At 70.5% G+C, this 26,323-nt stretch carries 23 protein-coding genes and 1 pseudogene; 11 read left to right on the plus strand and 13 right to left on the minus strand.

The features are described 5' to 3' along the window. The first annotated feature begins 90 nt into the window (after nucleotides 1-90). The gene (locus tag ABZ725_RS03110) at nucleotides 91-2,547 is read left to right on the plus strand and encodes a transglycosylase domain-containing protein (RefSeq protein WP_358801052.1); all 2,457 of its coding nucleotides are present in this window, start codon (nucleotides 91-93) and stop codon (nucleotides 2,545-2,547) included. Between the two features lie 84 nt (nucleotides 2,548-2,631). On the opposite strand, the gene ABZ725_RS03115 is transcribed toward ABZ725_RS03110, so the two are convergent. The 3 genes from ABZ725_RS03115 to ABZ725_RS03125 all read right to left on the minus strand — a co-directional run bounded on the left by ABZ725_RS03115 (nucleotide 2,632) and on the right by ABZ725_RS03125 (nucleotide 7,300). After that, entirely contained in the window at nucleotides 2,632-4,821 is a 2,190-nt protein-coding gene (locus ABZ725_RS03115; protein ID WP_351909975.1) for a SpoIIE family protein phosphatase, read from the minus strand. Between the two features lie 316 nt (nucleotides 4,822-5,137). Further along, complete coding sequence (locus tag ABZ725_RS03120; RefSeq protein ID WP_358801053.1) at nucleotides 5,138-5,830, minus strand: DUF402 domain-containing protein; 693 nt, start codon at nucleotides 5,828-5,830, stop codon at nucleotides 5,138-5,140. 84 nt (nucleotides 5,831-5,914) lie between these two features. Continuing rightward, complete coding sequence (locus ABZ725_RS03125; RefSeq protein WP_358801054.1) at nucleotides 5,915-7,300, minus strand: class II fumarate hydratase; 1,386 nt, start codon at nucleotides 7,298-7,300, stop codon at nucleotides 5,915-5,917. Between the two features lie 146 nt (nucleotides 7,301-7,446). Between ABZ725_RS03125 and ABZ725_RS03130 the strand changes: the two genes are divergently transcribed. Beyond that, entirely contained in the window at nucleotides 7,447-7,968 is a 522-nt protein-coding gene (locus tag ABZ725_RS03130; protein WP_358801055.1) for a SigE family RNA polymerase sigma factor, read from the plus strand. Beyond that, a complete protein-coding gene (locus ABZ725_RS03135; protein ID WP_358801056.1) occupies nucleotides 7,965-8,474 on the plus strand; it encodes a hypothetical protein in 510 nt (169 codons plus the stop codon). The genes ABZ725_RS03130 and ABZ725_RS03135 overlap by 4 nt, the downstream gene beginning before the upstream one ends. 74 nt (nucleotides 8,475-8,548) lie before the next feature. On the opposite strand, the gene ABZ725_RS03140 is transcribed toward ABZ725_RS03135, so the two are convergent. After that, complete coding sequence (locus tag ABZ725_RS03140; protein WP_358801057.1) at nucleotides 8,549-10,216, minus strand: fumarate hydratase; 1,668 nt, start codon at nucleotides 10,214-10,216, stop codon at nucleotides 8,549-8,551. Nucleotides 10,217-10,414: 198 nt separating this feature from the next. Between ABZ725_RS03140 and ABZ725_RS03145 the strand changes: the two genes are divergently transcribed. Next, nucleotides 10,415-11,110 (plus strand): DUF1707 domain-containing protein, encoded by a 696-nt coding sequence (locus ABZ725_RS03145; protein ID WP_358801058.1) that lies wholly within the window; start codon nucleotides 10,415-10,417, stop codon nucleotides 11,108-11,110. 129 nt (nucleotides 11,111-11,239) lie between these two features. After that, entirely contained in the window at nucleotides 11,240-11,617 is a 378-nt protein-coding gene (locus tag ABZ725_RS03150; protein ID WP_351918531.1) for a WhiB family transcriptional regulator, read from the plus strand. A 146-nt stretch (nucleotides 11,618-11,763) separates the two neighbouring features. On the opposite strand, the gene glpX is transcribed toward ABZ725_RS03150, so the two are convergent. After that, nucleotides 11,764-12,798 (minus strand): class II fructose-bisphosphatase, encoded by a 1,035-nt coding sequence (gene glpX / locus ABZ725_RS03155; protein ID WP_351918533.1) that lies wholly within the window; start codon nucleotides 12,796-12,798, stop codon nucleotides 11,764-11,766. A gap of 131 nt (nucleotides 12,799-12,929) precedes the next feature. On the opposite strand from glpX, the gene ABZ725_RS03160 reads away from it, so the two are divergent. Next, nucleotides 12,930-13,454, plus strand: a complete 525-nt coding sequence (locus tag ABZ725_RS03160; RefSeq protein WP_358801059.1) for a DUF4245 domain-containing protein — start codon at nucleotides 12,930-12,932, stop codon at nucleotides 13,452-13,454. 83 nt (nucleotides 13,455-13,537) lie between these two features. Here the strand turns inward: ABZ725_RS03160 and ABZ725_RS03165 are convergent, their stop codons facing one another. The 3 genes from ABZ725_RS03165 to xseA form a co-directional block, all read right to left on the minus strand. Further along, a complete protein-coding gene (locus tag ABZ725_RS03165) occupies nucleotides 13,538-14,128 on the minus strand; it encodes a malonic semialdehyde reductase (RefSeq protein ID WP_351918537.1) in 591 nt (196 codons plus the stop codon). A gap of 137 nt (nucleotides 14,129-14,265) precedes the next feature. Beyond that, nucleotides 14,266-14,493 (minus strand): exodeoxyribonuclease VII small subunit, encoded by a 228-nt coding sequence (locus tag ABZ725_RS03170; RefSeq protein WP_358801060.1) that lies wholly within the window; start codon nucleotides 14,491-14,493, stop codon nucleotides 14,266-14,268. Nucleotides 14,494-14,592: 99 nt separating this feature from the next. Further along, nucleotides 14,593-15,813 carry an exodeoxyribonuclease VII large subunit gene (gene xseA / locus ABZ725_RS03175; protein ID WP_358801061.1) on the minus strand — a complete coding sequence of 407 codons (1,221 nt, stop codon included), beginning with the start codon at nucleotides 15,811-15,813 and terminating at the stop codon, nucleotides 14,593-14,595. A gap of 153 nt (nucleotides 15,814-15,966) precedes the next feature. Here xseA and ABZ725_RS03180 point away from each other — a divergent pair, with 153 nt between their 5' ends. Both ABZ725_RS03180 and ppgK read left to right on the plus strand, forming a co-directional pair. Next, nucleotides 15,967-16,995, plus strand: coding sequence for a 4-hydroxy-3-methylbut-2-enyl diphosphate reductase (locus ABZ725_RS03180; protein WP_358801062.1), 1,029 nt, complete (start codon nucleotides 15,967-15,969; stop codon nucleotides 16,993-16,995). Between the two features lie 29 nt (nucleotides 16,996-17,024). Then, nucleotides 17,025-17,771 (plus strand): polyphosphate--glucose phosphotransferase, encoded by a 747-nt coding sequence (ppgK, locus tag ABZ725_RS03185; RefSeq protein WP_358801063.1) that lies wholly within the window; start codon nucleotides 17,025-17,027, stop codon nucleotides 17,769-17,771. Here the strand turns inward: ppgK and ABZ725_RS03190 are convergent. Beyond that, nucleotides 17,768-18,412, minus strand: a complete 645-nt coding sequence (locus tag ABZ725_RS03190; protein WP_358801064.1) for a DUF6542 domain-containing protein — start codon at nucleotides 18,410-18,412, stop codon at nucleotides 17,768-17,770. The genes ppgK and ABZ725_RS03190 overlap by 4 nt on opposite strands. Nucleotides 18,413-18,609: 197 nt before the next feature. On the opposite strand from ABZ725_RS03190, the gene ychF reads away from it, so the two are divergent. Beyond that, nucleotides 18,610-19,698 carry a redox-regulated ATPase YchF gene (ychF, locus tag ABZ725_RS03195; RefSeq protein ID WP_351918548.1) on the plus strand — a complete coding sequence of 363 codons (1,089 nt, stop codon included), beginning with the start codon at nucleotides 18,610-18,612 and terminating at the stop codon, nucleotides 19,696-19,698. Between the two features lie 123 nt (nucleotides 19,699-19,821). Here the strand turns inward: ychF and ABZ725_RS03200 are convergent, their stop codons facing one another. From ABZ725_RS03200 to ABZ725_RS03215, 4 genes and pseudogenes are all read right to left on the minus strand, one after another. Continuing rightward, the gene (locus tag ABZ725_RS03200; protein ID WP_358801065.1) at nucleotides 19,822-21,009 is read right to left on the minus strand and encodes a hypothetical protein; all 1,188 of its coding nucleotides are present in this window, start codon (nucleotides 21,007-21,009) and stop codon (nucleotides 19,822-19,824) included. A 107-nt stretch (nucleotides 21,010-21,116) separates the two neighbouring features. Next, a pseudogene (locus ABZ725_RS03205) lies at nucleotides 21,117-21,302 on the minus strand (type II toxin-antitoxin system RelE/ParE family toxin); the annotation flags it as partial. Between the two features lie 16 nt (nucleotides 21,303-21,318). Continuing rightward, the gene (locus ABZ725_RS03210) at nucleotides 21,319-22,221 is read right to left on the minus strand and encodes a squalene/phytoene synthase family protein (protein ID WP_358801066.1); all 903 of its coding nucleotides are present in this window, start codon (nucleotides 22,219-22,221) and stop codon (nucleotides 21,319-21,321) included. A gap of 35 nt (nucleotides 22,222-22,256) precedes the next feature. Continuing rightward, entirely contained in the window at nucleotides 22,257-23,441 is a 1,185-nt protein-coding gene (locus ABZ725_RS03215) for a serpin family protein (RefSeq protein WP_358801067.1), read from the minus strand. Between the two features lie 244 nt (nucleotides 23,442-23,685). On the opposite strand from ABZ725_RS03215, the gene ABZ725_RS03220 reads away from it, so the two are divergent. Together ABZ725_RS03220 and ABZ725_RS03225 are read left to right on the plus strand one after the other, a co-directional pair. Beyond that, nucleotides 23,686-25,026: a DUF4190 domain-containing protein gene (locus ABZ725_RS03220; RefSeq protein WP_358801068.1), complete on the plus strand. Its 1,341-nt coding sequence runs from the start codon at nucleotides 23,686-23,688 to the stop codon at nucleotides 25,024-25,026. Between the two features lie 158 nt (nucleotides 25,027-25,184). Continuing rightward, entirely contained in the window at nucleotides 25,185-25,937 is a 753-nt protein-coding gene (locus ABZ725_RS03225; RefSeq protein WP_351918557.1) for a GntR family transcriptional regulator, read from the plus strand. Nucleotides 25,938-26,323 lie beyond the last annotated feature (386 nt).

A 26,323-nucleotide genomic window follows, 5' to 3' on the forward strand; every position in this document is an offset into this window, starting at 1 on the left:
ATAGCGAGCGGTGTTAGCTTTCTGAGCTGACCTGCCCCTGCCCTTGGGCACTGGTGTGACTGCCGAGTAGGAAGCGGAGCGAGCGGACTCATGGGACGAGCGGAAGAGAGACGAGCGCGACAGCGCGGTGGCCGCCGCGCGGCGCCCAGGAACCGCTCGACGGAGACGGAGGCGCCGCCCTCGACGCCGGAGTCCTCGGACGCGGGCACAGCCACCGCCACAGCCGCCGCCACGGACGCACCCGAGCCCGGAGGCCGCGCGGCGGCCCGCAGGGGCGCGAAGAAGGGCGGCAAGGGCGGCAGAGGCGTCAAGGGCAAGGCAGGCAAGAAGGACAAGAGCCTCATACGCCGGATCTTCACCTGGAAGAAGATCCTCGGCACGTTCATCGGCCTGACCGTGGCCGTCATCGGCGCCTTCGTCTGGCTGTACGTCAGCACGCCCATCCCCAAGGGCAATCCCGACGCCGACCTGCAGAGCAACGTCTACAAGTACGGCAACGGCGCGATGCTCGCCCGCGACGGCGACGTCAACCGTGAGAACGTCGACCTCGCGTCGGTCCCCAAGCCGGTGCAGCACACCTTCGTCGCCGCCGAGAACAAGACCTTCTACGACGACGCCGGCGTCGACCTCAAGGGCACCGCCCGCGGTGTGCTCAACACGCTCATGGGCAAGGGCGCGCAGGGCGGTTCGACGATCACCCAGCAGTACGTGAAGAACTACTACCTGACGCAGGAGCAGACCGTCTCGCGCAAGCTGAAGGAACTGGTCATCTCCCTGAAGCTGGACCGGGAGGAGTCCAAGGACTACATCCTGGCCGGCTACATCAACACCAGCTACTACGGCCGCGGCGCCTACGGCATCCAGGCCGCCGCCCAGGCCTACTACCGCGTCGACGCCGACAAGCTCAGCGTCGAGCAGGGCGCCTACCTCGCCGCGCTGCTGCAGGCGCCCAGCCAGTACGACTGGGCCGTCGCCTCCGACACGGGCAAGCGCCTGGTCAAGACCCGCTGGAACTACGTCCTCGACAACATGGTCGAGATGGACTGGCTCGACAAGAGCAAGCGCGCCGCCATGACGTTCCCGGAGCCGAAGGAGCCCAAGGCGGCGCCCGGCAAGGAGGGCCAGATCGGCTACCTGGTCGACGCGGCCAACGCCGAGCTCGCCAAGCAGCTCGTCGCCCAGGGCATCGCCGACGACTACGAGTCGGCTGCGGCCCTGGTCAGCAAGGGCGGCTGGAACATCGAGCTCAACATCGACAAGACCAAGCAGAAGGCGCTGGAGGAGTCCGTCAAGGGACAGCTGACCAGCAAGCTGGACAAGAAGAAGCGCTCGGTCGACGGAGACGTCCAGGCCGGCGCGGTGTCCGTGAACCCGAAGACGGGCGCGGTCGAGGCGATGTACGGCGGCACGACCTACACCGAGCACTACATCAACAACGCCACCCGCACCGACTACCAGCCCGCCTCCACCTTCAAGCCGGTGATCCTGGCCGCCGCCTTCGACGAGAACGCCCAGACCCAGGACGACGACCCGATCACCGCGAACACCATCTACGACGGCACCAGCAAGCGCCCGGTGGTCGGCAGCGACATCGGCTTCGCCCCGGAGAACGAGGACGACCAGGACTACGGCGACGTCACCGTCCAGACGGCGTTGAACCAGTCCATCAACTCCGTGTTCGCGCAGATGGGCGTCGACGTCGGGATGGCCAACGTGCTGAAGGTCGCCAGCGACCTCGGCATGAACACCGAGGACCTGAAGGCCGTGCCCGCCCAGACCCTCGGCACCATGGGCGCGAGCCCCCTGCAGATGGCCGGCGTCTACGCCACCCTCGACAACCACGGCAAGAAGGTCACCCCGGCGATCATCAAGTCGGCGGAGAACAGCGCCTACCCGTCGTTCAAGCACACCGAGGCCATCGGGGAGCAGGTCATCGACAGGGAGGCCGCCGACTCGGTCACCTCGATCCTCACCGGCGTGGTCGACGACGGTACGGCCAAGAAGTCCGTACGGGACAACCCGCTGCGCAAGGGCCAGAAGGTGGCCGGCAAGACCGGAACCTCCGACAACAACAAGTCGGCCTGGTTCACCGGCTACACCCCCGATCTGGTGACCTCGGTCGGCCTCTTCGGCGAGAGCGCCAAGACCCACGCCCAGGTCCCGCTGACCGGCGCGACCGGTCTGATCAGCGCGGGCGGCGGCCGCATCAACGGCGGTGGCTACCCGGCGCAGATCTGGGCGGCGTACACCTTCGGCGTCTCCACCAAGGTCACCAAGTTCGACCTGGAGACCGACCAGGGCGCGGCGGTCCAGACGTCGTCCCCGTCGCCGTCCACGTCCCCGTCCACGAGTTCGTCGCCGTCCTCGTCGCCGTCCCCGTCCTCGTCGCCGTCCTCGTCGCCGAAGCCGAGTTCGTCGCCGTCCTCGTCGCCGAAGCCGAGTTCGTCCCCGTCCAGCACACCGACGGGTGGCCCGTCGACGGAACCGAGCACGGACGACCCGTCGACCGGAACCGAGGATCCGGACGAGCCGCTCTTCAGCCAGTAGCGGTACAACCCGGTAGCGGTACAACGCGGAGGGCGCCCGGTGATCATCACCGGGCGCCCTCTGGTCTGCGTCTGTTCGCGTCGGTCAGCTCCGGTTCAGCTCGAACCAGACCACCTTGCCGGTGCTCAGCCGGGTCGCCCCCCAGCGCCGGGCCAGCCGGTTCACGAGGTACAGCCCGCGCCCGCCCTCGTCGGTGGCCCTGGCCTGCCGCAGCCGGGGCAGCTGAGGCACGTCGTCCCCGACCTCGCAGCGCAGCACATCGGTCCGCAGCAAGCGCAGCGTGACCGGTCGCGTGGCATACCGCACCGCATTCGTGACGACCTCGCTGACGAGCAGCTCGACGGAGTCGGTCATGTCCTCCAGACCCCAGCGGGACAGCGCCCGGCGGGCCAGCCGACGGGCCCGCCCCGGCGCCGCGTCCTCCGGTTCGAGGAACCAGTACGCCACGTCGCTGGGCGCGATCCCGTCGAACCGGGCGGCGAGCAGCGCGATGTCGTCGTCCCGGTCGCCGGGGCCGAGCATGTCGAGCACCTCGTCGCACAGCGCCTCGAGGGGCGGCGGATGGTCGGGACCGGTGAGCTGGGCGGTCGCGGCGAGCTTCTCCCGCAACTGCTCTATACCGGTCGCCACGTCCCGCAGCCGGGACTCGACCAGGCCGTCGGTGTACAGCAGCAGCGTCGCCCCGGCCGGCGCGTCGAGCTCCACCGCCTCGAAGTCGACCCCGCCGACGCCGATCGGCGCGCCCGGCGGCACCCGCAGCACCTCGGCATGGCCGCCCAGGTGCAGCAGAACGGGCGGGGGATGGCCCGCGTTGGCGATGGTGATGCGGTGCGACACCGGGTCGTACACCGCGTAGAGGCAGGTCGCCATGCGGTCCGTGCCCAGCCGCTGGGCCTGCTCGTCCAGGTGGTGCAGGACCTCCTGCGGGGGCAGGTCGAGACCGGCCAGGGTCTGGGCCGTCGTGCGCAGCTGGCCCATGATCGCCGCCGACGTCATGGAGTGCCCCATGACGTCGCCCACCACCAGCGCCACCCGGCTGCCGGGCAGCGGGATGGCGTCGTACCAGTCGCCGCCGACCCGCGCCGTCTCGGCCGCGGGCAGATACCGGGACGCCAGCCGAACGCCCGTGGGACGTGGCAGGGTCTCCGGCAGCATCGTGCGCTGCAGCTCGTCGGCGATGTACGCCTCACGGTCGTACAGCACCGCCTTGTCGATGCCCAGGGCACTGTGGGTGGCGAGCTGGGCGGCCACCAGCAGGTCGTCGTTCTCGAACGGGATGCGTTCCGGGCGGCGCAGGAACACCGCGGCGCCGATCACCCGGCGCCGGCCCCGCAGCGGGGCCAGGACGGCCCGCTGGCCGCCCGGGATGACCAAGGTGCTGTCCTCGCCGAGGAGTTCGGGCAGCGCGGCGCGTGCGGCCGGGGAGTCGGCGAACACCGGACGCACCCCGCGCAGCACCTCCGCGAGCGCCCCGCCGGGCCGCACCTCGCACAGTTCCGCGATCGCGGCCGACAACTCGGCGGTCAGCTCCGCCGGTTCCGGCGGCGGCAGCGCCAGCGCGGCGAAGCCGGTCTCGGTGTCCCGCTCCTCCGGGATGCGGTCGGTGCGCCGCAGCCGCAGCATGATGCGGTCCGCCGCGGGCCGCTCGTCGCCGACCGGCAGCGGGTCGCGCAGATAGACGAGGATCGCGTCGGAGAAGGTCGGCACGGTGGCCCGGCACAGCCCCATCACGATCTCGTCGAGGTCCAGGCCGCGGGCGATCCGCCGGGTCGCGGCGCCCACGAAGCGCAGCCGGTCGCCGTCCCGCCGCATCGGCGTGGGCCGACCGGGCGTCACCGCCCCGCCGCCGCGCCGGTCCTGCGGGCCGGGAGCGCGCTCCGGGCGGGCTTCGGCGCCGCCCGGCTGGGCGGGAATGGACTCGGGCGCGGGGCGCGGCCGATGCTCGCCCACGTTCGGCTTGTCCCGCGCAGGAGACGCTCCCGTCGCCTCGTCGGACGCCGACGGCTGGGAGTGCTCGGTGTCGGAACCGGCCTCCGGACCGGCCGGATCCTTTCCCGCGTTTCCTGCGGCTCCCTGGCCGCCGCCCTGGCTGCCCTGGCCGCCCATGTCGCCCTTTCCGCCTTTGCCGCCCTTTCCGCGCGTCGCCGTGCCCGAGGTGTCGGGCGGTAAGGCGGACGCGCCCGGCGCGGGCGCCGGGGTATGCAGGAGTGCCCCACGGGGGTCCGTGGGGTCGACGCCCTGGGGGCGTTCGTAGGAGGTGGGCTGCTCCGTCACGCGTGTCGAATCCGTCCGTCCGGGGCTGCGCGCCGCGCGCGCAGTTGGTCCCGCAGGAAACCCGATACCCGGAATACATGTCCCCGGAACGGAAATCCCGCGTGGTCAGAGGTTGTTCCTGTGTCACGGGTGGACCGGACGCGACCCTGGGGGCCGACGTCGAACATCCCGCCGGTGTTGCCGTCGTGCCCCTCGCTCACGTCCTGCCGCCCCTCGGTGACGTTCGGTCAGACCCGGCGTCTGCTCCGGGAGTTACTACCTGCGTGCCTTGCGGAGGACGATCCTACGTTTGTTGCCCGGGGGCGCATCAAGGGTCTCATGTGGACATGTGCGCGGGGGTACGGTCCCAGTCCTCCGGCAGCAACGGTACGGCCCAGGACGGATCCGGGCGCCAGTGCTGCCAGCGCTCGTTGTACGGCGGCCCCCAGTCGCGGATCGCTTCCACCGCTCTGCGGCCCGCCTCCCGCACCTGTGCGGCCACCGTCGCGTCCATCAGTCCGTCCTGCTGGGCCTGCGCGAACTCGTCCTCGTCGCGCCAGCCCCAACTGCGGTCCGGGTACACGCAGATGTCCAGGAAGTGGTCCTCGGAGTCCACCCCGCCGTCCCAACGGGCCAGCGGCTGCTCCAGGTTGACGTACCAGTTCTTGAACTGCCAGCCCGGCTCCCAGAACAGCCACACCGACCAGGGCTCGCCGGGCCGGGCCAGCTTCAGCACGCCGGTGCCGAACCAGTGGTCGCGCCGCACGGTCCGCGGCTTGGTGTACCGGGTGTGCAGCGGCTCCTGGTGCGGTGAGGTGCCGTCCGCGAGCACCGGCTTGACGCACTCCGTGCCCGGGGCCAGCCACACGGCGAGCAGTTCCTCGTCGTCGCGCACGACGGTGACCGGGCGGGCGATGTGGACATGCGCGCCGCCGTTCTCCCGGTAGCGCCACAGGATCCGGTCCCCGGGCTTCCAGAAAGCGGCCGCGCCGCCCGTTCCTACGCGTCTCACCGCTCCACCGTCTGCCATGCACAGATATTAGGTGCCATGGGCATACGACGCTGCGGCGCGCGTCACGGTTCTCACGCCGGGGCGCGAAGGTTTCGGGCGCGGTTACGGGTGCGTCATCCGCAGGACATCCAAGGCCTCGTCGAGCTGCTGAACCGTCAGATCCCCGCGCTCCACGTACCCGCCCTCAAGCACCGTCTCGCGGATCGTCTTCCGCTCCGACAGCGCCTTTTTGGCCACCTTCGCGGCTTCCTCGTACCCGATGTACTTGTTCAGCGGGGTGACGACGGACGGTGAGGACTCGGCGTACTCGCGGGCGCGCTCGCGGTGGGCGACGATGCCGTCGACCGTCCGGTCGGCGAGCAGCCGGGACACGTTGGCGAGCAGCCGGATCGACTCCAGCACGTTCTTCGCGATCACCGGCAGCATGACGTTGAGTTCGAAGTTGCCGGCCGCGCCCGCCGTGGCCACCGTCGCGTCGTTCCCGACCACCTGCGCGGCGACCATCAGCACGGCCTCCGGGATCACCGGGTTGACCTTGCCGGGCATGATCGAGGAGCCGGGCTGGAGGTCGGGCAGGCTGATTTCGGCCAATCCCGTGCGCGGCCCCGAGGCCATCCACCGCAGATCGTTGGCGATCTTCGTGAGGCCCACGGCGATGGTCCGCAGCTGCCCGCTGGTCTCGACGATGCCGTCCCGAGCGCCCTGCGCCTCGAAGTGGTCGCGCGCCTCGGTCAGCGGCAGCCCGGTGGCCCGGGCGACCTCCTCGATGACGGCGGCGGAGAACCCGGGGGGCGTGTTGATGCCGGTGCCGACGGCGGTCCCGCCCAGGGGCAGCTCGGCGAGCCGGGGGAGGGAGGCGGTCAGCCGCTCGACGCCGTACCGCACCTGCGCGGCGTACCCGCCGAACTCCTGGCCCAGGGTGACGGGCGTGGCGTCCATCAGATGGGTGCGCCCCGACTTCACGACGTCGGCGAACTCCGCCGCCTTCCGCTCCAGGGACGCCGCCAGGTGCTCCAGCGCGGGGATCAGATCGCGCGTGACGGCGGCGGTGGCCGCGATGTGGATCGAGGAGGGGAAGACGTCGTTGGAGGACTGCGAGGCGTTGACGTGGTCGTTGGGGTGCACGTCCCGCCCCAGCCGCTCACCGGCCAGCGTGGCCAGGACCTCGTTGGCGTTCATGTTGGACGACGTACCGGACCCGGTCTGGAACACGTCCACCGGGAAGTGGTCGTCCCACCGGCCCTCGGCGACCTCGGCGGCGGCCTCCTGGATGGCGTCCGCGATGTCCTTGTCGACCACCCCGAGCTGTGCGTTCACCTTCGCCGCGGCGCCCTTGACGCGCGCCAGGGCCTCGATGTGCGCGCGCTCCAGGCGCTGCCCCGAGACGGGGAAGTTCTCGACGGCGCGCTGCGTCTGGGCCCGCCACTTGGCGTCCGCCGGGACGCGTACCTCGCCCATGGAGTCGTGCTCGATCCGGTATTCGCTCATGTCCGGTACAGCGAGCGGGACGGCGGGGATGTTCCGGCGTTGGGCCGATCGGGTGAGGCCCGCCATGTGACTCAGGTCTCACCGAGGCCGTGCAGCAGACGAGGGGGCAGCCGCGTCGTGGAGGGGTGACAGGAAGGGAGGAGCGTGTGGAGACGGACTTCCATGAATTCGTGGCCGCTCGATCGGCCGCGTTATTCAAGGGCGCGTTCGTCCTCACGGGAAACCGTGAGGCGGCGGAGGACCTCGTCCAGGAGACCCTGGAGAAGGCCTGCCGCAAGTGGCGCACCATCGCGGCGAAGGACGCTCCGGACGCCTACGTCCGGCGGATCATGGTGAACCTGGCCAACGACCGCTGGCGGAGATTCCGCCGCCTGGCCACGGCTCCGCACCCGGAAGGCGCCGATCCGGCCGCCCCCGGGGACGAGTACGGACAGGTGGACAGCAGGGACCAGTTGGTACGCGCACTGCAGCAACTGCCCATGCGGATGCGGACGGTCGTGGTGCTGCGGTACTTCCACGACCTCTCGGACCTCGAGATAGGGGCCGACCTCGGCGTCTCGCCGAGCACGGTCCGCTCCCAGCTCGCCCGGGGGATCGAGAAGCTGAGAAGCCAGTTCCCCGCACTCTCCGAACCTTCACCTCAGCGGCACACGGAAGGAATCCGATGACTTCGTACGGCGACGCGCCGGCTTCCGGCCGCACACCTTTCGAACAGGAACTGATGAACGCCATGAACCGTTTCGCGAACTCCGCCGACGCCCCCGACTTCGACGCGCCCCAGATCGAGCGCCGCACCCGGCGCCGGCGGACCATCGGCATCGCCGCCGTCGCCGTCGCCCTCATCGCGGGCGGCGGGGGCACGGCCCTGGCCACCTCGGTCGCGGGCGGCAGCAAGGCCTCGACCCCGGCGGCGACCAGCACGGCCGCCCAGAGCGACGACGCCACCACCCTGCTCTACCTCTTCAGCGACGGCACGACCACGCGGATCCCCCTCGCGGGCCTCAGCCTGGACATGGCCAAGCCGCTGCTCGAGAAGACGCAGACCAAACTCGGCACCGTCACCAAGAAGGCCGTCAAGGGCTGCAAGCCGAACTCGGTGCTCGAGGTGACCCCGCACGCCCCGAAGACCATCAAGCCGGGCGACACGGTCAGCTTCACCATCTGCGCCGGCTGACCGGGCCCCGACCTGACAACGACGCCCGCCCCTGCGCCAATCAGGGGCGGGCGTCCGTCACAGGATCACACGCGTCACACCAGCCCCGGCCCCCGCACCGGAATTGTCGTGAACGTCGGCGCGGGCGCCGGGTCCTGGAAGAAGTCGTTGCCCTTGTCGTCGACGACGACGAAGGCCGGGAAGTCCTCGACCTCGATCTTCCAGACGGCCTCCATGCCGAGTTCCTCGTACTCGACGACCTCGACCTTCTTGATGCAGTCCTGGGCGAGCCGGGCGGCGGGGCCGCCGATGGAGCCCAGGTAGAAGCCGCCGTGCGCGTCGCACGCGTCCGTGACCTGCTTGCTGCGGTTGCCCTTGGCGAGCATCACCTTGGAGCCGCCCGCGGCCTGGAACTGCTCCACGTAGGAGTCCATGCGACCGGCCGTCGTCGGCCCGAAGGAGCCGGACGCGTAGCCCTCGGGGGTCTTCGCCGGGCCCGCGTAGTACACCGGGTGGTCCTTCAGGTACTGCGGCATCCCCTCACCCGCGTCCAGCCGCTCCTTGATCTTGGCGTGCGCGATGTCGCGGGCCACGACCAGCGGGCCGGTGAGCGAGAGCCGGGTCTTGACCGAGTACTTCGTCAGCTCGGCGAGGATCGACTCCATCGGCTGGTTCAGGTCGATCCTGACGACGTCCGACGACTCGTCGAGGTGCTCGTCCGTCGTCTCCGGCAGGAACCGCGCCGGGTCGGTCTCCAGCTGCTCCAGGAAGACACCCTCCGCCGTGATCTTCGCGACGGCCTGCCGGTCGGCGGAGCAGGACACGGCGATGGCGACGGGACACGAGGCGCCATGCCTCGGCAGCCGCACCACGCGCACGTCGTGGCAGAAGTACTTGCCGCCGAACTGCGCCCCGATCCCGATCTTCTGCGTCAGCTCGAAGACCTTCTCCTCCAGCTCCTTGTCCCGGAAGCCGTGCCCGAGCGGCGAGCCCTCGGCCGGGATCTCGTCCAGGTAGTGCGCGGAGGCGTACTTCGCGGTCTTCAGCGCGTACTCGGCGGAGGTGCCGCCGACGACGATCGCCAGGTGGTACGGCGGGCAGGCGGCCGTGCCCAGCGAACGGATCTTCTCCTCCAGGAACTTCATCATGGAGGCCTCGTTCAGGACGGCCTTCGTCTCCTGGTAGAGGAACGACTTGTTGGCGGAGCCGCCGCCCTTCGCCATGAACAGGAACTTGTACGCGCCGCCGTCGGTGGCGTACAGCTCGATCTGCGCCGGGAGGTTGGAGCCGGTGTTCTTCTCGTCCCACATGGTCAGCGGGGCCATCTGCGAGTAGCGCAGGTTCAGGTTCAGGTAGGCGTCGTAGATGCCGCGGCTCAGGGCCGACTCGTCACCGCCCTCGGTGAGCACGTTCTGCCCGCGCTTGCCCATGACGATCGCCGTGCCGGTGTCCTGGCACATCGGCAGCACGCCGGCGGCCGCGATGTTGGCGTTCTTCAGCAGGTCGAGGGCCACGAACTTGTCGTTGGCCGAGGCCTCGGGGTCGTCGATGATGCGCCGCAGCTGCGCGAGGTGCGCGGGCCGCAGGTAGTGCTGGATGTCGTGGATCGCCTCCTCGGCGAGCTTGCGCAGCGCCTCCGGCTCCACCTTGAGGAACGTCCGCCCGTCGGCCTCGAAGGTGGAGACACCCTCGGCGGTCACCAGCCGGTAGGGGGTGGTGTCCTCTCCCATGGGGAGCAGATCGGTGTACGCGAACTCAGGCATCTCGCCCATTCCTCACTCGACAGACAGCGGCCGCCTCCGTTGGCGGGCGCTCACCAGCGTAGAACCTGCCTCGGACGGCGAGCTTGTGAGGTAAGGCTCAGTTCGAACGCGATCGACCCCGCCGCGGCTCGTCGCGGCTCGTCGCGGTTCATCCGACGGGGGCTATCGCGATCTATCGTGTTTGGGTACGCTGATCCCGTGGACCTTCAGAAGCAGACCGCTGCCGCCCCCACACCGACGGCCGAGTTGCGGGCCTCGGACGCCGACCGTGACCGTATCGCCGACATGCTCCGCGAGGCCCTCGCGGAGGGCAGGCTCACCGCCGACGAGCACGCCGAGCGCGTCGAGGGCGTACTGGCCGCCAAGACCGTCGGCGAGCTGGAGGTCTTCGTCCGGGACCTGCCCGCCGCCCATGAGCGGCGCACGGCCCCCGGGCCCGCCTCCGCCCCCAGCCGGCCCACCCCCGGCGCGATACCCGCCGACCCCGACGACACCGTGGTCGCGGTCTTCAGCAGCGCCGTCCGCCGAGGCCGCTGGCGCGCGGGCCGCCGCCTCCACGCGTACGCGGTCTTCGGGAGCGTCGAGATCGACCTCACCGAGGCGCTGTTCGAGTACCGGCAGGTCGTGATCAAGGCCTTCTCGGTCTTCGGCAACGTGGAGGTCCGGGTTCCGGAGAACGTCTCGCTGCGCGGCACCGGCGGCGCGGTGCTCGGGAGCTTCGAGGTCGTCTCGCTCGACTCCCCGCAGCCCGACGCCCCGGTGGTCTATGTGGACGGCTGGGCGGTGCTGGGCAACATCGAAGGCCGGCCGAAGCGCGGAAGGCTCGTCGCGGACATTCTCGATCGGGTTCAGGACAAGGTCGACAGGAGTTTGCGCAAACACCTGGACCGTTGACGGTAGTGAAGTGGGCCGGGAAGCCGGCGCGGCCGCGGTGGTTCGGAACTCAGTGCATAGGCACGCGCACAGCGGGTAGGCCTTGCTGCATCGTCTCTCGCTCGCGAAGCCGTCGTCAGGAGTAGACCCGTGCTGCAACCGCCGCATTCGTCCCTGCAGGTCGCCGCTGTACCGGCCCAGCGGGTACCAGCGCGCGACAGGGACCAAGACGCTCCCTGGCATACCGAGGCGGTGTGCCGGCGCGACGAGGCAGGCCTGTTCTTCGCCCCCTCCAAGGAGCCCACAGCCGCCCGACTCTCCCGCGAGGAAGCGGCGAAGCGGGTCTGTGCGCGCTGCCCCGTCATGGTGGAGTGCCGTGAACACGCGCTCCTGCAACCCGAGCCCTACGGCGTCTGGGGCGGCCTCACCGCCGCCGAACGCCGAGTGGTGCTCGCCCGACGACGTCGCCGCGACGTGGAACTGCAGAAGGCGGCCCGCACGACGGGCCGCATAGCGGCGGCGGGCTGACCGGCCCCGCAGAAAAGGGGCGCCCCCTCCGCACCGGGGGCGCCCTGCTTCTTGTGGCTCTTGCGGTCAAGGGGCGCGGGGCTCGGCGCGACCGGCCACAGCGGACCCGCACTCGCCGACGATCCGCCCCCGCTGCCCGGTGGGCGCTACTTCGCCCGGTCGAAATCGACGGCGCTGTACGCCCGCAGCTTGCTCAGCCGGTGCTCGGAGTCGATCCGCCGAACCGTCCCGGACTTCGACCGCATCACGATCGAGTCGGTGGTCGCGGTCTCCGACCGGTACCGCACCCCGCGCAGCAGCTCGCCGTCGGTGATGCCGGTCGCGACGAAGAAGACGTTCTCGCCGGTCACCAGGTCCTCGGTGGTCAGCACCCGGCCGAGATCGTGCCCGGCGTCGATCGCCCGCTGCCGCTCCTCGTCGTCCTTGGGCCACAGCTTGCCCTGGATGACACCGCCCAGACACCGCACGGCGCAGGCCGAGATGATGCCCTCGGGCGTGCCGCCGATGCCGAGCAGCAGGTCGATGCCGGTGCCCTCGCGCAGGGCCAGGATCGAGCCGGCGACGTCACCGTCGGAGATCAGCTTGATCCGCGCACCGGTCGCCCGGATCTCCTCGATGATGCCTTCGTGCCGCGGCCGGTCCAGGATGACGACGGTGACGTCCTCGGGCGTGGCCCGCTTGGCCTTGGCCACGCGCCGGATGTTCACGGAGACGGGGGCGTCGATGTCGACGAAGTCGGCCGCCTCCGGCCCGGTGACCAGCTTGTCCATGTAGAACACGGCGGACGGGTCGAACATCGCGCCCCGTTCGGTGGCGGCGAGGACGGCGATCGCGTTCGGCATGCCCTTTGCCGTCAGCGTGGTGCCGTCGATCGGGTCGACCGCGATGTCGACCTCGGGCCCGGTGCCGTCGCCGACGCGCTCGCCGTTGAAGAGCATCGGGGCTTCGTCCTTCTCGCCCTCGCCGATGACGACCACGCCGTTCATCGACACGGTGGAGACGAGGGTCCGCATGGCGCGCACCGCGGCGCCGTCGGCGCCGTTCTTGTCACCGCGACCCACCCAGCGGCCCGCGGCCATGGCGGCGGCTTCGGTCACCCGGACCAGCTCGAGGGCGAGGTTGCGGTCAGGAGCCTCGGAAGGGACATCGAGTTCGGACGGCAAGTGATGATGCTCGGTCATCGGAGCGCACCTTTCTGACTGATACGACGACGGCCGGATGAGGGTTCGATCCCCGACTCTATCGTCAGTCCGACAAAATGAGCAGGGGACCCCACGGATGAGCGCACCGGGCACCTGCGACGATAGGGGGCGTGGCAGGTTCGAACGGCAAGCAGAAGACGGCCCGGGACATGATCCTTTCCCTGGGCGTGATCATGATCGCGGCGGGCGTCATATACCTCTTCGTCCCGCATGACGATCGCGCTCCCGACGTCAAAAAGGTCGACTACCGCGTCGAGCTCCTCACGGCGCGCCGTGCGGCGTCGTACTTGGTGGCCGCGCCCGAGGGCCTGCCCGACACCTGGAAGGCGACCTCGGTGCGCTTCAAGGGTGACGACTTCGACGCCTGGCACCTCGGTTTCCACGCCCCCGACGGGGAGTACGTGACGATCGAGCAGTCCACTCAGAAGCGCTCGCAGTTCATCGACCAGGCCAGCCAGGGCTCGACCGCGACGAAGGTCACCGAGCAGATCGGCGGCCGCACCTGGACCCGCTACACCGGCGGCCGCTACGACGCGCTCGTCCTGCAGGACGCCGCGGGCTCCACCACGGTGGTCGCGGGCACGGGCTCCTTCGAACAGCTGTCGACGATGGCCGGCGCGCTGAAGCTGGCGTGAACCTCCGGGCGCACAGGTCATGAGTCGAGGCCCCCGGCGGGATCGCCGGGGGCCTCAGTCGTGAAGACCGCTCGCTGTGCGGGTCAGACGGTGGTGACGACCTCGTCGTACGCCAGGCGCGGGGAGCGCGGGTACGAGGCGCCCTCGCCCGGCTTGCCGATGTTGACGACCATCAGCGGGGTGTGGTCGTCGTCCAGGAACTCCTTGCGGACGCCCTCGAAGTCCAGACCGCTCATCGGGCCGGCGGCGAGGCCCGCGGCGCGCACGCCGATGATGAAGTACGCGGCCTGGAGGGCGGCGTTGACCTTGGCGGAGCCCTCGCGGGCTGCGCGCTCGCCGAAGAACAGGTCCTTGGCCTGGGGGAAGGCCGGGAACAGGGTCGGCAGCTCGTCGTGGAACTCGTTGTCCGCGGAGAGGATCGCGACCAGCGGGGCGGTGGCGGTCTTGGCCTGGTTGCCCTCGGCCATGTGCTGCACCAGGCGCTCGCGGGCCTCGGCGGAGCGGACCAGGGTGATGCGCAGCGGGGTCTGGTTGAACGCCGTCGGCCCGTACTTGACCAGGTCGTAGATCGCCTGGACCTGCTCGTCGGTCACCGGCTCGTCGGTGAAGGTGTTCGCGGTGCGGGCCTCGCGGAACAGCAGGTCCTGGGCGGCGGCGTCAAGAACGAGAGACATGCGTGGACTTCCTTTGCTGCGCGTCCGGATCCGGGATGCCGGACCGGCTGACGTCCACGACGGTACGCGAGAGATGTTCAAGGTTCAACAAAACTCGGGTGCTCAGTGACCGCCCTCACAGCTGTCGTCCCGCGCGCCTACTTGTCCGCGCCCTCTTCTTCCCCCTCCTCGGCGAGCGCCGCGTCCAGCCGGGCGCGCGCGCCCTCCAGCCAGCGCCGGCACACCTTGGCCAGCTCCTCACCGCGCTCCCAGAGCGCGAGGGACTCCTCCAGGGTGGTGCCGCCCGCCTCCAGCCGCCGTACGACCTCGATCAGCTCGTCGCGCGCCTGCTCGTACCCGAGGGTTTCCTCGACCTTGCCCGTCATGCACCCCGTCCTAGTTGTCGTTGCCCTGGTCCGTCGTCGGCTCCGGCCGTCGCGGCGCTGGAAGTCGCCGGCTCTGGAAGTCGGCAGTTCCGGAAGTCGTCAGCCCTGGTCGTCGTTGTCGACCCGAACGGTGAACTCGCCCTCGGCGACCCGCGCGCGCAGCGTCTCGTCCGCCGCCACCTCGTCCGGATCCCGGACCACGTGCCCGTCGGCCCGCTGCAGCACCGCGTACCCCCGCTTCAGCGTCGCGGCCGGCGAGAGGGCCACCACACGCGCGTGCGTGTGCGTCAGCTCGGAGTCGGCCCGGTCCAGAAGGTGCCCGACCGTGCGCCGGGAACGGCCGACGAGCGAGGCGACATGATCGGCCCGTTCGTCGATCATCCGGTGCGGATCCTGTATCGCGGGCCGCGCGAGCGCGTGGGCGAGCCCGCGCTCCTCCCGCTCCACGAACGCCTCCGCACACCGGCGCGCACGCCCACGCAGCATCCGCACCCGCTCCAGCTCCTCGCCGACGTCCGGCACGACCTTCTTCGCGGCGTCGGTCGGCGTCGAGGCGCGCAGGTCGGCCACATGGTCGAGCAGCGGGTTGTCCGGCTCGTGCCCGATCGCCGAGACGAGCGGCGTACGGCAGGCCGCGACCGCCCGGACCAGCTGCTCGTCCGAGAACGGCAGCAGATCCTCCACGCTGCCGCCGCCCCGCGCGACGATGATCACGTCCACCTCCTCCAGGGCGTCCAGCTCCTTCACGGCCTGGACGACCTGTGTCACCGCGTGCACGCCCTGGACGGCCACGTTGCGCACCTCGAAGCGGACCGCGGGCCAGCGGTGCCGGGCGTTCTCCAGGACGTCCCGCTCGGCCGCGGAGGCCCGCCCGCACACCAGCCCGATGAGCTGCGGCAGGAAGGGCAGCGGCTTCTTCCGCGCAGGCGAGAAGAGCCCCTCCGAGGCCAGCGACTTCTTCAGCTGCTCCAGCCGCGCCAGCAGCTCACCGACGCCCACCGGCTTGATCTCCACGGCCCGCAGCGACAGCTGGCCGCGCGGCGCGTACCACTCCGGCTTCGCGTGGACGACGACCCGCGCGCCCTCGCCCACGACGTCCGCCACCGCGTCGAACACCTGTCGGTAGCAGGTCACGCCCACGGAGATGTCGTGCGACGGGTCCCGCAGCGTCAGAAACACGACGCCGGCGCCCGGGCGCCGCGACAACTGGGTGATCTGCCCCTCGACCCACACCGCGCCGAGCCGGTCGATCCAGCTTCCGATGAGCCGCGAGACCTCGCCGACGGGCAACGGGGCGTCCGCGGACGTGTTCACAGCCATGCGAACGAGAGTATCGGCCCGCACTGACAACACCGGCGAGGACGATCAGCCCGTCCGAGGCGCGGGCCGGGCCGAGGCGGGGGAGGCCGATGGGGGTCTGGGGGGGGCGCCGCCCCCGGTGCACGCGCCGTCAGGGCGGCGAGCGCCCTTACGATGGGACGCATGACTGCTTCGCCTGGCCGCCGCCGTGTCCTGCTCGCCGCTCCCCGGGGCTACTGCGCGGGCGTCGACCGTGCCGTGATCGCCGTCGAGAAGGCCCTGGAGCAGTACGGGGCCCCGGTCTACGTCCGGCACGAGATCGTCCACAACAAGTACGTCGTGCAGACCCTGGAGAAGAAGGGCGCCGTCTTCGTCGAACGGACGGAGGAGGTCCCGCCGGGCAACATCGTCATGTTCTCGGCGCACGGCGTCGCCCCGGTCGTCCACGAGGAGGCCGCGCGCGGGCAGCTCGCCACCATCGACGCGACCTGCCCGCTGGTCACCAAGGTCCACAAGGAAGCCGTCCGCTTCGCCAATGAGGACTACGACATCCTCCTGATCGGGCACGAGGGCCACGAGGAGGTCATCGGCACCTCCGGCGAGGCGCCCGACCACATCCAGCTCGTCGACGGCCCCGCGGACGTCGCCAAGGTCGAGGTCCGCGACCCGTCGAAGATCGTGTGGCTCTCCCAGACCACCCTCTCGGTCGACGAGACCATGGAGACGGTCGACGCCCTCAAGGAGAAGTTCCCGCAGCTCATCTCCCCGCCCAGCGACGACATCTGCTACGCCACGCAGAACCGCCAGCTCGCGGTGAAGCAGATGGGCGCGGAGGCGGAGCTGGTGATCGTGGTCGGCTCCCGCAACTCCTCGAACTCCGTGCGGCTGGTCGAGGTCGCCAAGCTGGCCGGCGCCCGCGCGGCCCACCTGGTGGACTTCGCGAGCGAGATCGACGAGGCCTGGCTGGAGGGCGTCACCACGGTGGGCGTCACCTCCGGGGCCTCCGTCCCGGAGATCCTCGTCGAGGAGGTCCTGGCCTGGCTCACCGAGCGCGGCTACGGGGACGTCGAGCTGGTCAAGGCCGCCGAGGAGCACATCACCTTCTCGCTGCCCAAGGAACTCCGCCGTGACCTGCGCGAAGAGGCTGCGGCGCTGGTCGCCGAGCGTGGCGGCAGCGGTGCCGCGGGAGCCTCGACTGAGTGACTGTCAGTCGATCGTCGTAACGTAGGGCCATGCAGATCTTCGGCGTGGACATCGGTGGATCCGGAATCAAGGGCGCCCCGGTGGACCTGGACAAAGGCGACCTGGCTCAGGAGCGCCTGAAAGTGCTCACCCCGCACCCGGCGACGCCCGAGAGCGTCGCCGACGGGGTGAAGCAGGTCGTGGAGCACTTCGGCTGGACCGGCCCGGTGGGCCTGACCTTCCCCGGCGTGGTCACCGGCGGATCCACCATCCGTACGGCGGCCAACGTCGACAAGAGCTGGATCGACACGGACGCGCGCGCGTTGTTCGGCGAGCGCCTGGGCGGCCTGCCGGTGACGATGGTCAACGACGCGGACGCGGCGGGCGTGGCCGAGATGGCCTTCGGCGCCGGCCGCGACCGCAGCGGCACGGTGATCCTGCTGACGTTCGGCACGGGCATCGGCAGCGCCCTCTTCGTGGACGGCGTGCTCGTCCCCAACACCGAGCTGGGCCACCTGGAGCTGCACGGCCACGACGCCGAGAAGCGCGCCAGCAGCAAGGCCAAGGAGGACGGCGAGCTGACATGGGAGCACTGGGCGCACCGCGTCCAGAAGTACCTCGACCATGTCGAGATGCTCTTCTCGCCCGAGCTGTTCATCATCGGGGGCGGCGTCAGCCGTAAGTCGGAGAAGTTCCTGCCCTTCATCGAGGGCATCAAGGCGGACATCGTCCCGGCCCAGCTGCAGAACAACGCGGGGATCGTGGGGGCGGCGATGCACGCGGCGAAGCGGAGCTAGCGCGGCTGCCGAGCCCGCATGGCGTGCCGGTGGGCCGCCGCCCGGCGCAGGCCGCGCGCCAGGATGGTCAGCGCGGCCATGAGCGTCCCTCCGTAGAGCCAGCCGACCTGTGTGGCCAGCGCCGTCACCAGCCCCATCAGCCGAGCCCCGAACCCGTGCCCGCCGTCGGCCACGGGCAGCAGCCCGACGGTGAAGGCGATCGGCGCGACCACAGGCGCGGAGAGCAGGTCGCCGCCGCGCACCCACAGGGCGGTCAGCAGGCACACCGGCAGGAACAGCACGCTGTACGCCGTCAGCGAGGACCCGAACAGCAGCTGGTCCAGGCATCCGAGCACGAACATCAGCGCACTGCTGAAGAGCCCGGCGCCGAGCCCGGTGAGCCGCGGATTGGGCACCCGCCGCCCGGCAGGCCCCACCGAGGGCCGCACGGGGGCGGGACCGGCGGCACTGGCGGCACCGGCGGGACCGGCGGGACCGCTCCGAGGGACGGCAGGACGTGGTGGCTGCTGCCGGCGGCCCCGCTCCTCCCGCCCGGCGGCCTGAGGCGGAAGGGGCGGCACGGACGGAAGGGCCGGAAGGGGCGGCGGCGGGTCGCGTCGGGTGGCGCCTCGGCTCGGCGGACGGGTCCTGTGTTGCTCCACCGGACCAACTTAGGTCGGTTTATGTGCCGAATCGGGTGTCGGACACGCCGGGGGCCCGAGCTTGGCCATCCGTTCGACAGGTCCGCCGGGCCGCGTCCGCGCACGCCGTAAACTGGTGGACCGGTCGGCCCTCCGCCCCCTGGCCCTCGCCTCGAGGGAACCGGCCCCCTGGCCCTCTCACTACGGGAAGTCGCAACGTGTCGCTCACGATCGGAATCGTCGGCCTGCCGAATGTCGGCAAGTCGACCCTGTTCAACGCCCTGACCAAGAACGACGTGCTGGCGGCCAACTACCCGTTCGCCACGATCGAGCCGAACGTCGGGGTGGTCGGCGTCCCCGACGCGCGCCTCACGAAGCTGGCCGAGATCTTCTCCTCCCAGCGCATCCTCCCGGCGACGGTCGACTTCGTCGACATCGCGGGCATCGTGCGCGGCGCGAGCGAGGGCGAGGGCCTGGGCAACAAGTTCCTCGCGAACATCCGCGAGTCCGACGCGATCTGCCAGGTCATCCGCGCCTTCAAGGACGAGAACGTCGTCCACGTCGACGGCAAGGTCTCGCCGAAGGACGACATCGAGACGATCAACACCGAACTGATCCTCGCGGACCTCCAGACGATCGAGAAGGTCCTGCCCCGCCTCCAGAAGGAGTCGCGGATCAAGAAGGACGTCGTCCCGAAGGTCGCGGCCGTCGAGGCGGCGAAGGAGATCCTGGAGAAGGGCGACACCCTGTTCTCCGCGGGCATCGCCCAGGGCTCCGGCAAGGAGGAGCTCCTGCACGACCTGCACCTCCTGACCACCAAGCCGTTCCTCTACGTCTTCAACGTCGACGAGGACGAACTGGTCGACGAGGACTTCAAGACCGAGCAGCGCGCCCTGGTCGCCCCCGCCGAGGCGATCTTCCTCAACGCCAAGCTGGAGCAGGACCTCGCCGAGCTGGACGAGGAGGACGCGATGGAACTGCTGGAGTCGGTCGGCGCGGAGGAGCCCGGCCTGGCCACCCTCGCCCGAGTCGGCTTCAACACCCTCGGCCTGCAGACCTACCTCACGGCAGGCCCCAAGGAATCCCGCGCCTGGACCATCAAGAAGGGCGCCACCGCCCCCGAGGCCGCCGGCGTCATCCACACCGACTTCCAGAAGGGCTTCATCAAGGCGGAGGTCATCTCCTTCGCCGACCTGGTGGAGACCGGCTCGGTCGCCGAGGCCCGAGCAAAGGGCAAGGCCCGCATGGAGGGCAAGGACTACGTCATGCAGGACGGGGACGTGGTGGAGTTCCGCTTCAATGTGTGATCGGTTCCTCACTGCGAGCTAGGCAGTTCGTCAAGTTCGCAGGTGGCAAGGGGTCGACTCTTTCGGGAGTCGACCCCTTGCCGGTTCCCGTGCCGGACGGGTGCTGGACTTTCCGACGTGTCATCACCTGGGCGTGGAGCCCTGGTCGGTAGGCGGTTCGAGCATCGGCTGGAAGAGGGCGTCCTCCTCGTCGAGAACGTACGGGAGGAAGCCGTCGGGGACGGTGCGGGCGGCTGTGGCGAGGAAGCGGTCCAGGACTTCCGGGTCGTCGGCCGGGGGAAGCTTCAGGGCGGCGAGGAGCCGGCCGCGGACGACGGGGTGGTCCGGGTGATCGTCGAGGTAGTCGGAGTTGAGGGCCGGAGGGCGGAAGCCGGCCAAGGCGTCGTGCCAGGACGGGAGGACGATGGCGAGGGTCAGGGCCTCCGCAAGGGACTCGGCGATCAGCGAGGCCTGACCCTCGGAATCGGTGTAGAGGACGGGGCGGCGGCCGTCGGGAACGGCCGGGCCGCAGAGGTAGTGGGTGCCGCCCGCGTTGCAGCCGGCGACGGGCTCCGTCGGGAGGCTGTTGGGCAGGGCGATCGGCTCGATCGGGTCGGTGCGGGCGAGGTCGAACTCGCCGTCGCAGGCCAGGTAGGCGGTGACCTCGGGATGCGCGGCGATCCTGCGAAGCAGGGCGTCGTCCGAGAGGGCGGCAGGGTTGAGGGCCGCGGCGATCGCAGGGGTGAGGGGATGCCCGGCGAGGACGTGGCGAACGGCTTCGAGGGGGACGGGGCGCTCGTAGTAGTCCTCGAAGTAGGCCTGGACGGCCTCGGGGGAGGGGTCGGAGAGGAGCTGGAAGAGAAAGCCGGAGCCGTCCGGGTCCTCGCTGCCGGCCGGGAAGGCGATGGTCGAGCCGGCGTGCCAGGTTGTGTCGCCGGTCTCCCGCCACAGGCAGGCGGTGACGCGAGGGGCGTCGATGCCCTCGTCGTGGAAGGCGGGTTCGTCGAGGAGTGGGCGCAGCGAGGCGGGCACATCGTCGATGACACCGGGCCAGACCTGCTCGTTGTCCGTCCCGTACGGACTCATCTCCGACTCGTGGGCGAAGCCGCGTATGAGCACGCCGGCCGGCGTGAAGAGGACGGAGAAGTCGTCCCCCGAGCCGTTGTCCATCAAGGCCGCTTCCTTGCCGGGTCCCCAGGTGGCGTCGAAGGCGTAGCAGCAGAACTGCGGATCGTCGCAGATCGCGGCGTCCAAGACGGCCAACGCGCGCAAATGGGTGCGGAGTTCGGCGGGGCCGGGGAGGTGGGCGGCGGTCTCGTGCACAGTGCTCATGGCGTCATGAAAACAGCCACCACTGACAACCCGGCACGGCCGGTTCGGGCATCGGCGCCGCTACCTCCAGCGGATTCTGGCCCACCGCAGGTGTTCCCGGCGCAGGATCAGGCGTCGTGAACGGTGGAGCGATGCCCTATGCGTACGACCCACACGACCAGCTCACCGTTGTCGATCGTGTAGACGACGCGATGGTCGCCCACTCGTAGACGGCGGCGTTCGGGCTGGGACACGAGTGCGGTGGCACTGAAGCCGAGCGGGTCGCTCTCCAGCCGCCGCAGACGTCGGAGTGCTGGACTGGTTGGCTGGTCAGCGTTGTCCGCGGGCCCTGCGGCGGGCGTCTCGTAGTGCTCGTAGGGTGCCCGGCAGCGGTGGGTTCGCGGAGCCCTGGAGGAGGGCGGCGCCGCAGGTCAGGGCTGCTTCCGCGGTCAGGAGCTCGATGTCGATCACCGCGGCCAGCAGGGCCTGGTGGGAGGTCGCGACCAGGGTGGGCAGTTCGCGGGCTGTGTGCAGGGCCGCGCGGGCGGTTTCGACCTCGTGGGTCACCAGTTCGCCCAGGGCCGGCGACTGCACGCCTGCCGTGAGGTCCTCCATCGACACCGAGAACCGTTCCAGGGTCTGGGTCGGGATGCCCAGGTGGCCTTCCCGCAGGTCCTCGGCCAGGTCGTTGACGAAGTCCAGCCGTTGGCTGCCGTCGATGAACGTCCGGCACAGCGCCCGGTAGCGGCCCGCGTCGGTCTCCGGTTCCAGCAGTACGGCGACCAGCCAGAAGGCGGGCAGCGAGTAGGCGTCCACATAGGCCTGGTAGTCGGACTCGGTGGTGAAGCCGTTGAAGTCCAGATCGGTGTCGGCCGTGGACAGGTACTCCTCCAGCGCCGGTCGCAGGCGCGGGTTGTCGGTGATGGTGTGCAGCAGCGCGCGGATCAGGGGGACGTCGGCCTCGCCCGTCTCCAGTGCCTTGCGCAGCTGCTGCTCCCAGGACGCCCAGGCCGCGATCCGTTGTGGCTTCGGGCCGGTGTCCAGGACGTTGTCGCTGTGGTGCATCAGGGCCGTCGCGGCCACCACATGGGGCAGCACGGGCCGTGGCAGCAGCAGTCGGGCCGCCAGATAGGAACTGCGGCGGGCGCGTGCGACGAGTCGCCGCTGGGCGGTGTAGTCGCGGCGCAGCTGCGGCTCCCTGATTCCGGCCGCGTCCAGGCTCTGCTTCCACATGTTGAACTCCGTTTGTCTGTCTGCCTGTCTGCCGGTCAGTGGAAGGGCTTCGGTTCCGTGACCCATCCTGCTGCCAGTACCAGTCGGGAGTGGCGGTGCAGGGCGAGGAAGCCGAAGGGGCGGTCGAAGCGGGCTGTGAGCCTGGTGGTGGTCCAGCGGAGGTGGGGTACCGCACCGGCTCCGACGGGGGCGAAGGCCGTCACCGCGGACGCTCGGAAGCCCTTCGCGCCGAACTCCGCCATCGCGGACTGCCGAGCCGAACCGATGGCCAGCGGGAGGGCGCTGATGCCGGGGAAGTGGCCCTCGTCGGTGTCCCGGGCGGTCGTGAGGCCGAACAGTTCGTGGTGCGCGAGCAGATCGTGCTCGGCGGTGACGCCGAACGCCGCCGTCATGACGTCCAGCGTCGGCGGGTCGGGCGTCATGGAGCGCACCTTCTCGACGCGCAGGCCGGGACCGACGTCCCCGTAGGGAAGCATCGTGCCGGGTACCACCGGGTGCCGGCCGGCGAGCAGGCCCACCCCCGCGCCCAGCACCTGGCCCGGCGTCATCTGCTCCTCGCCGAGGAGCAGATGGACGTCGATGCCGTCGGTGCCGAACACCTTCAGCTCGGTGAGGTGTCCGTCGGGCGTGTCCGCGACGCCGATGCGGTCCAGCAGGAGGGTCCGGCGTCGCAGGCCGAGCAGCGTGGGGTCGGTCCGGCCGGGCCAGTGCGGGCTGTACAGGGGGACCTCGTCGAAGGGGCGCAGCCACTTCGTCCGCAGGGTCAGTGCGCTGGCCAGCACCATCTCTGTCTCGTCCGTCAACACCACCGGCATCCGCTCGATCAGCCCGCCGGTCCGCTTCGCCGCCCAGGCGTTCAGGGCCTGCTGGTCGGCGACCGGGTCGGCCGTCAGCGCGCCGTGCGCCTCGGCCGGCAGCCCCGCCTCCCAGGCCTCGCGCAGTTCCAGAGTGCGTTTGGTCCACAGCCCGAGGGCCGTGTCGAGACCGCGCATCGACGCCATCGTGGCGAGCAACTCCCGTGCCGCGGGGGCGGCTTCGCCGGCCGGTACGCCGAGGGCCTCCGCCAGCTCCTTGCGCGCCGGGCCCGTCGCCCCGTCCGCGAAGAACGCCAGCAGCGGCCACACCCCCGCGGCCGAGAAGACCGAGCCCTCGTCCACGACCCCGGCCCATCGGCCGGTCAGCGCGTTGACCGCCCGGATCGTTGCTTTCGTGACCGCCATTCCGCCCGCCCCCGCTCGTACCGCGCTTACGATGCGCCCAGTCGTACACCAGTTCAGCGCAACTGTCAGAACCCCCTGTCAGACTGACCCAAGCACCTGCACGGCCGCTTGACCGACCGCTCGACCGACTGTCGCGAAGACTGCCTCGACGACTGACCGACAGCCGTCGTGACAGCCGTCTCGACAACTGACTGACAACCGCCTGACAACTGCCTGAACCGTCTGAACCAGGAGCACGGTACTCGTGTCCATACCTCCGCCTCCCGGGCCCCACCAGCCCCAGGACCCGTACCAGCCTCCGCAGCCGCAGAGCCCGTACCCGGGAAGCCCGTATCCGCAGGACCCCTTCGCCCCGCCCCCGCCCCCGCCCGTGCCCGACCCGTACGCCCAAGGGCCGCAGGGGCCGCAGGGGCCGTACGGGCCGCAGGGTCCTCTCGGCCCGCAGGGCCCTCAGGGGCCGTACCCGCAGGCTCCCTACGGGATGGCGCCCTACCCGGGCTGGGGGCAGGCGTACAACCCCTACGGGCAGCCCTCGCCCATCAACGGCGTGGCCATCGCCTCCCTCGTCCTCGGCATCCTCTGCTTCCTGCCGGCCGTCGGCCTGGTCCTCGGGATCATCGCGCTGGTGCAGATCAAGAAGAAGGGCGAGCGCGGCAAGGGGATGGCGATCGCCGGCTCGATCCTGTCCTCCGTCGGACTCGCGCTGTGGGTCCTGGCGTTGGCCACCGGCGGCGCCTCCGACTTCTGGGAAGGGTTCAAGGAGGGCGCGAGCGCCAACTCCAGCTTCTCGCTCGCCAAGGGCGACTGCTTCGACGTGCCGGGCAAGACCTTCGACGAGGACGTCTACGACGTCGACGAGGTGTCCTGCTCCGGTGAGCACGACGCCGAGGTGTTCGCGTCCGTCCCGCTGTCCGGCAGCGACTACCCGGGCGACGACCGCGTCACCGACGTGGCCGACGACAAGTGCTACGAGTTGGAGGACGCCTACGCGATGGACCCGTGGGCGCTGACCGACGAGGTCGACGTCTACTACCTCACGCCCACGTCCGAGAGCTGGGCATGGGGCGACCGCGAGATCACCTGCGTCTTCGCCAACGTGGACGAGAGCAAGACCCTGACCGGCTCGCTGCGCGCCGACGAGACGACCCTGGACGCCGACCAGTTGGCCTTCCTCAAGGCGATGGCCGCCGTCGACGAGGTGCTCTTCGAGGAGCCGGAGGAGTACGCCGAGGAGGACCTGGAGAGCAACCGGACCTGGGCCGGGGACACCGGGGACGTGACCGGCGCGCAGGCGCTCGTGCTGGGTGCGCACAGCTGGTCCGCGGCGGCCGAGGCGCCCGTCGGGGCGCTGGTGAAGGACATGCAGACCGCGAGCAAGGAGTGGGCGGCGGCGGAGAAGGCCACCGACGCCGACGGCTTCTACGAGCACTACGACACCGCCTACGAGTACGTCGACGGCGACACCACCGTCACCGCACGCGAGGCTCTGGGGCTGGCCACCACGCCGCCCACCTACGACGAGGACTCCGGCGGCGGGAGCGGCGACACGGGCGGGGGCGACAGCGACAGCGGTCTGGATGTGTGATCGCGTCCGTAGTGGGGAGAAAGCGGGGAGAAAGTGCCTGGCTAATGCGTTTCCCGGGCACTTGTCATCACATCGAGTGATTCTCTGGCCTTCGCTTGCACGGCACAACCCACGGTTGCCAGGCTGTAGCTGTCTGTACAACCTGATGGGAGTGGCCAGTGACATTCGGTGAGCAGCCGGCGTATCTGCGTGTCGCGGGTGATCTCCGCAAGAAGATCGCCGACGGGTCGCTGCCACCGCACACCCGCCTTCCCTCGCAGGCGAGAATCCGCGAGGAGTACGGGGTCTCCGACACCGTGGCCCTCGAGGCGCGCAAGGTGCTGATGGCGGAGGGCCTGGTCGAGGGCCGTTCCGGTTCGGGAACGTATGTGCGTGAGCGGCCCGTGCCGCGCCGGATCTCCCGCTCCGGCTATCGCCCTGTCAGCGGGGCCACGCCGTTCCGTCAGGAGCAGGCGGAGGCGCACACGCGGGGCACATGGGAGTCCAGCAGCGAGCAGGTCGAGGCGAGCGTCGCGGTCGCGGAGCGGCTGGGCATCCAGTCGGGCGACCGTGTGATGTGCACGAAGTACGTCTTCCGGGAGGCCGGCGAGGTGATGATGCTGTCCACCTCGTGGGAGCCCCTCGCCGTCACCGGCCGCACGCCGGTCATGCTGCCCGAGGAGGGCCCGCTCGGCGGCATGGGCGTCGTCGAGCGGATGCGGGCGATCGACGTCATCGTCGACAACGTCACCGAGGAGGTGGGGGCCCGTCCCGGCCTTGCCGAGGAACTGCTCGCCCTCGGTGGCGTTCCGGGGCATGTCGTCCTGGTCGTCCAGCGCACGTACTACGCCTCGGGCCGCCCGGTCGAGACGGCCGACGTGGTGATTCCGGCGGACCGCTACCGGGTCGCGTACCACCTGCCGGTGAAGTAGCCCCGCCGGAGCGGGCGGCGACGAGCGGGGTGGGGAGGGGCGGGGGAGTGGGCAGGGGCGGTAGCGCATTCGCTCGGACGGCGCACACCCTTCCGGCAGTTGCCCCTGGTATCCGCGTGCTGCGGGCCCGTCCGCGGGCCGTCGGGATCCGGTCGTTTCCGGTCGTTCTCGCAGGTCGCCCGGTACGTGCAAAGAACCCCGCCAACCGGACGCATTGCGGCGCGCGGACGGCGCGTTCGGCCCCGTGCGCCCCCTGCGTCTTGGCTGGTTGCGTACCTCTTTGTGCAAAGCCGTGTTCGGTGCGTAAAGGTAAGGCGTACGCTCGGGCATATGCGGATTGCGGTTTCCTTGGAAGGCGGTGCGCGAGGCGTGCCGCGGACGGGATC

The organism is Streptomyces sp. NPDC006872 (assembly GCF_040635845.1).
Classification (GTDB): Bacteria; Actinomycetota; Actinomycetes; order Streptomycetales; family Streptomycetaceae; genus Streptomyces.

Excerpts from the sequence above, each read along its gene's own strand:
- ABZ725_RS03110 (WP_358801052.1), top strand. The coding sequence starts at position 91 with ATGGGACGAGCGGAAGAGAGACGAGCGCGACAGCGCGGTGGCCGCCGC.
- ABZ725_RS03120 (WP_358801053.1), bottom strand. The coding sequence starts at position 5,830 with ATGGCAGACGGTGGAGCGGTGAGACGCGTAGGAACGGGCGGCGCGGCC.
- ABZ725_RS03125 (WP_358801054.1), bottom strand. The coding sequence starts at position 7,300 with ATGAGCGAATACCGGATCGAGCACGACTCCATGGGCGAGGTACGCGTC.
- ABZ725_RS03135 (WP_358801056.1), top strand. The coding sequence starts at position 7,965 with ATGACTTCGTACGGCGACGCGCCGGCTTCCGGCCGCACACCTTTCGAA.
- ABZ725_RS03140 (WP_358801057.1), bottom strand. The coding sequence starts at position 10,216 with ATGCCTGAGTTCGCGTACACCGATCTGCTCCCCATGGGAGAGGACACC.
- glpX (WP_351918533.1), bottom strand. The coding sequence starts at position 12,798 with ATGACCGAGCATCATCACTTGCCGTCCGAACTCGATGTCCCTTCCGAG.
- ABZ725_RS03165 (WP_351918537.1), bottom strand. The coding sequence starts at position 14,128 with ATGTCTCTCGTTCTTGACGCCGCCGCCCAGGACCTGCTGTTCCGCGAG.
- ABZ725_RS03170 (WP_358801060.1), bottom strand. The coding sequence starts at position 14,493 with ATGACGGGCAAGGTCGAGGAAACCCTCGGGTACGAGCAGGCGCGCGAC.
- xseA (WP_358801061.1), bottom strand. The coding sequence starts at position 15,813 with ATGGCTGTGAACACGTCCGCGGACGCCCCGTTGCCCGTCGGCGAGGTC.
- ABZ725_RS03180 (WP_358801062.1), top strand. The coding sequence starts at position 15,967 with ATGGGACGCATGACTGCTTCGCCTGGCCGCCGCCGTGTCCTGCTCGCC.
- ppgK (WP_358801063.1), top strand. The coding sequence starts at position 17,025 with ATGCAGATCTTCGGCGTGGACATCGGTGGATCCGGAATCAAGGGCGCC.
- ABZ725_RS03200 (WP_358801065.1), bottom strand. The coding sequence starts at position 21,009 with ATGAGCACTGTGCACGAGACCGCCGCCCACCTCCCCGGCCCCGCCGAA.
- ABZ725_RS03210 (WP_358801066.1), bottom strand. The coding sequence starts at position 22,221 with ATGTGGAAGCAGAGCCTGGACGCGGCCGGAATCAGGGAGCCGCAGCTG.
- ABZ725_RS03215 (WP_358801067.1), bottom strand. The coding sequence starts at position 23,441 with ATGGCGGTCACGAAAGCAACGATCCGGGCGGTCAACGCGCTGACCGGC.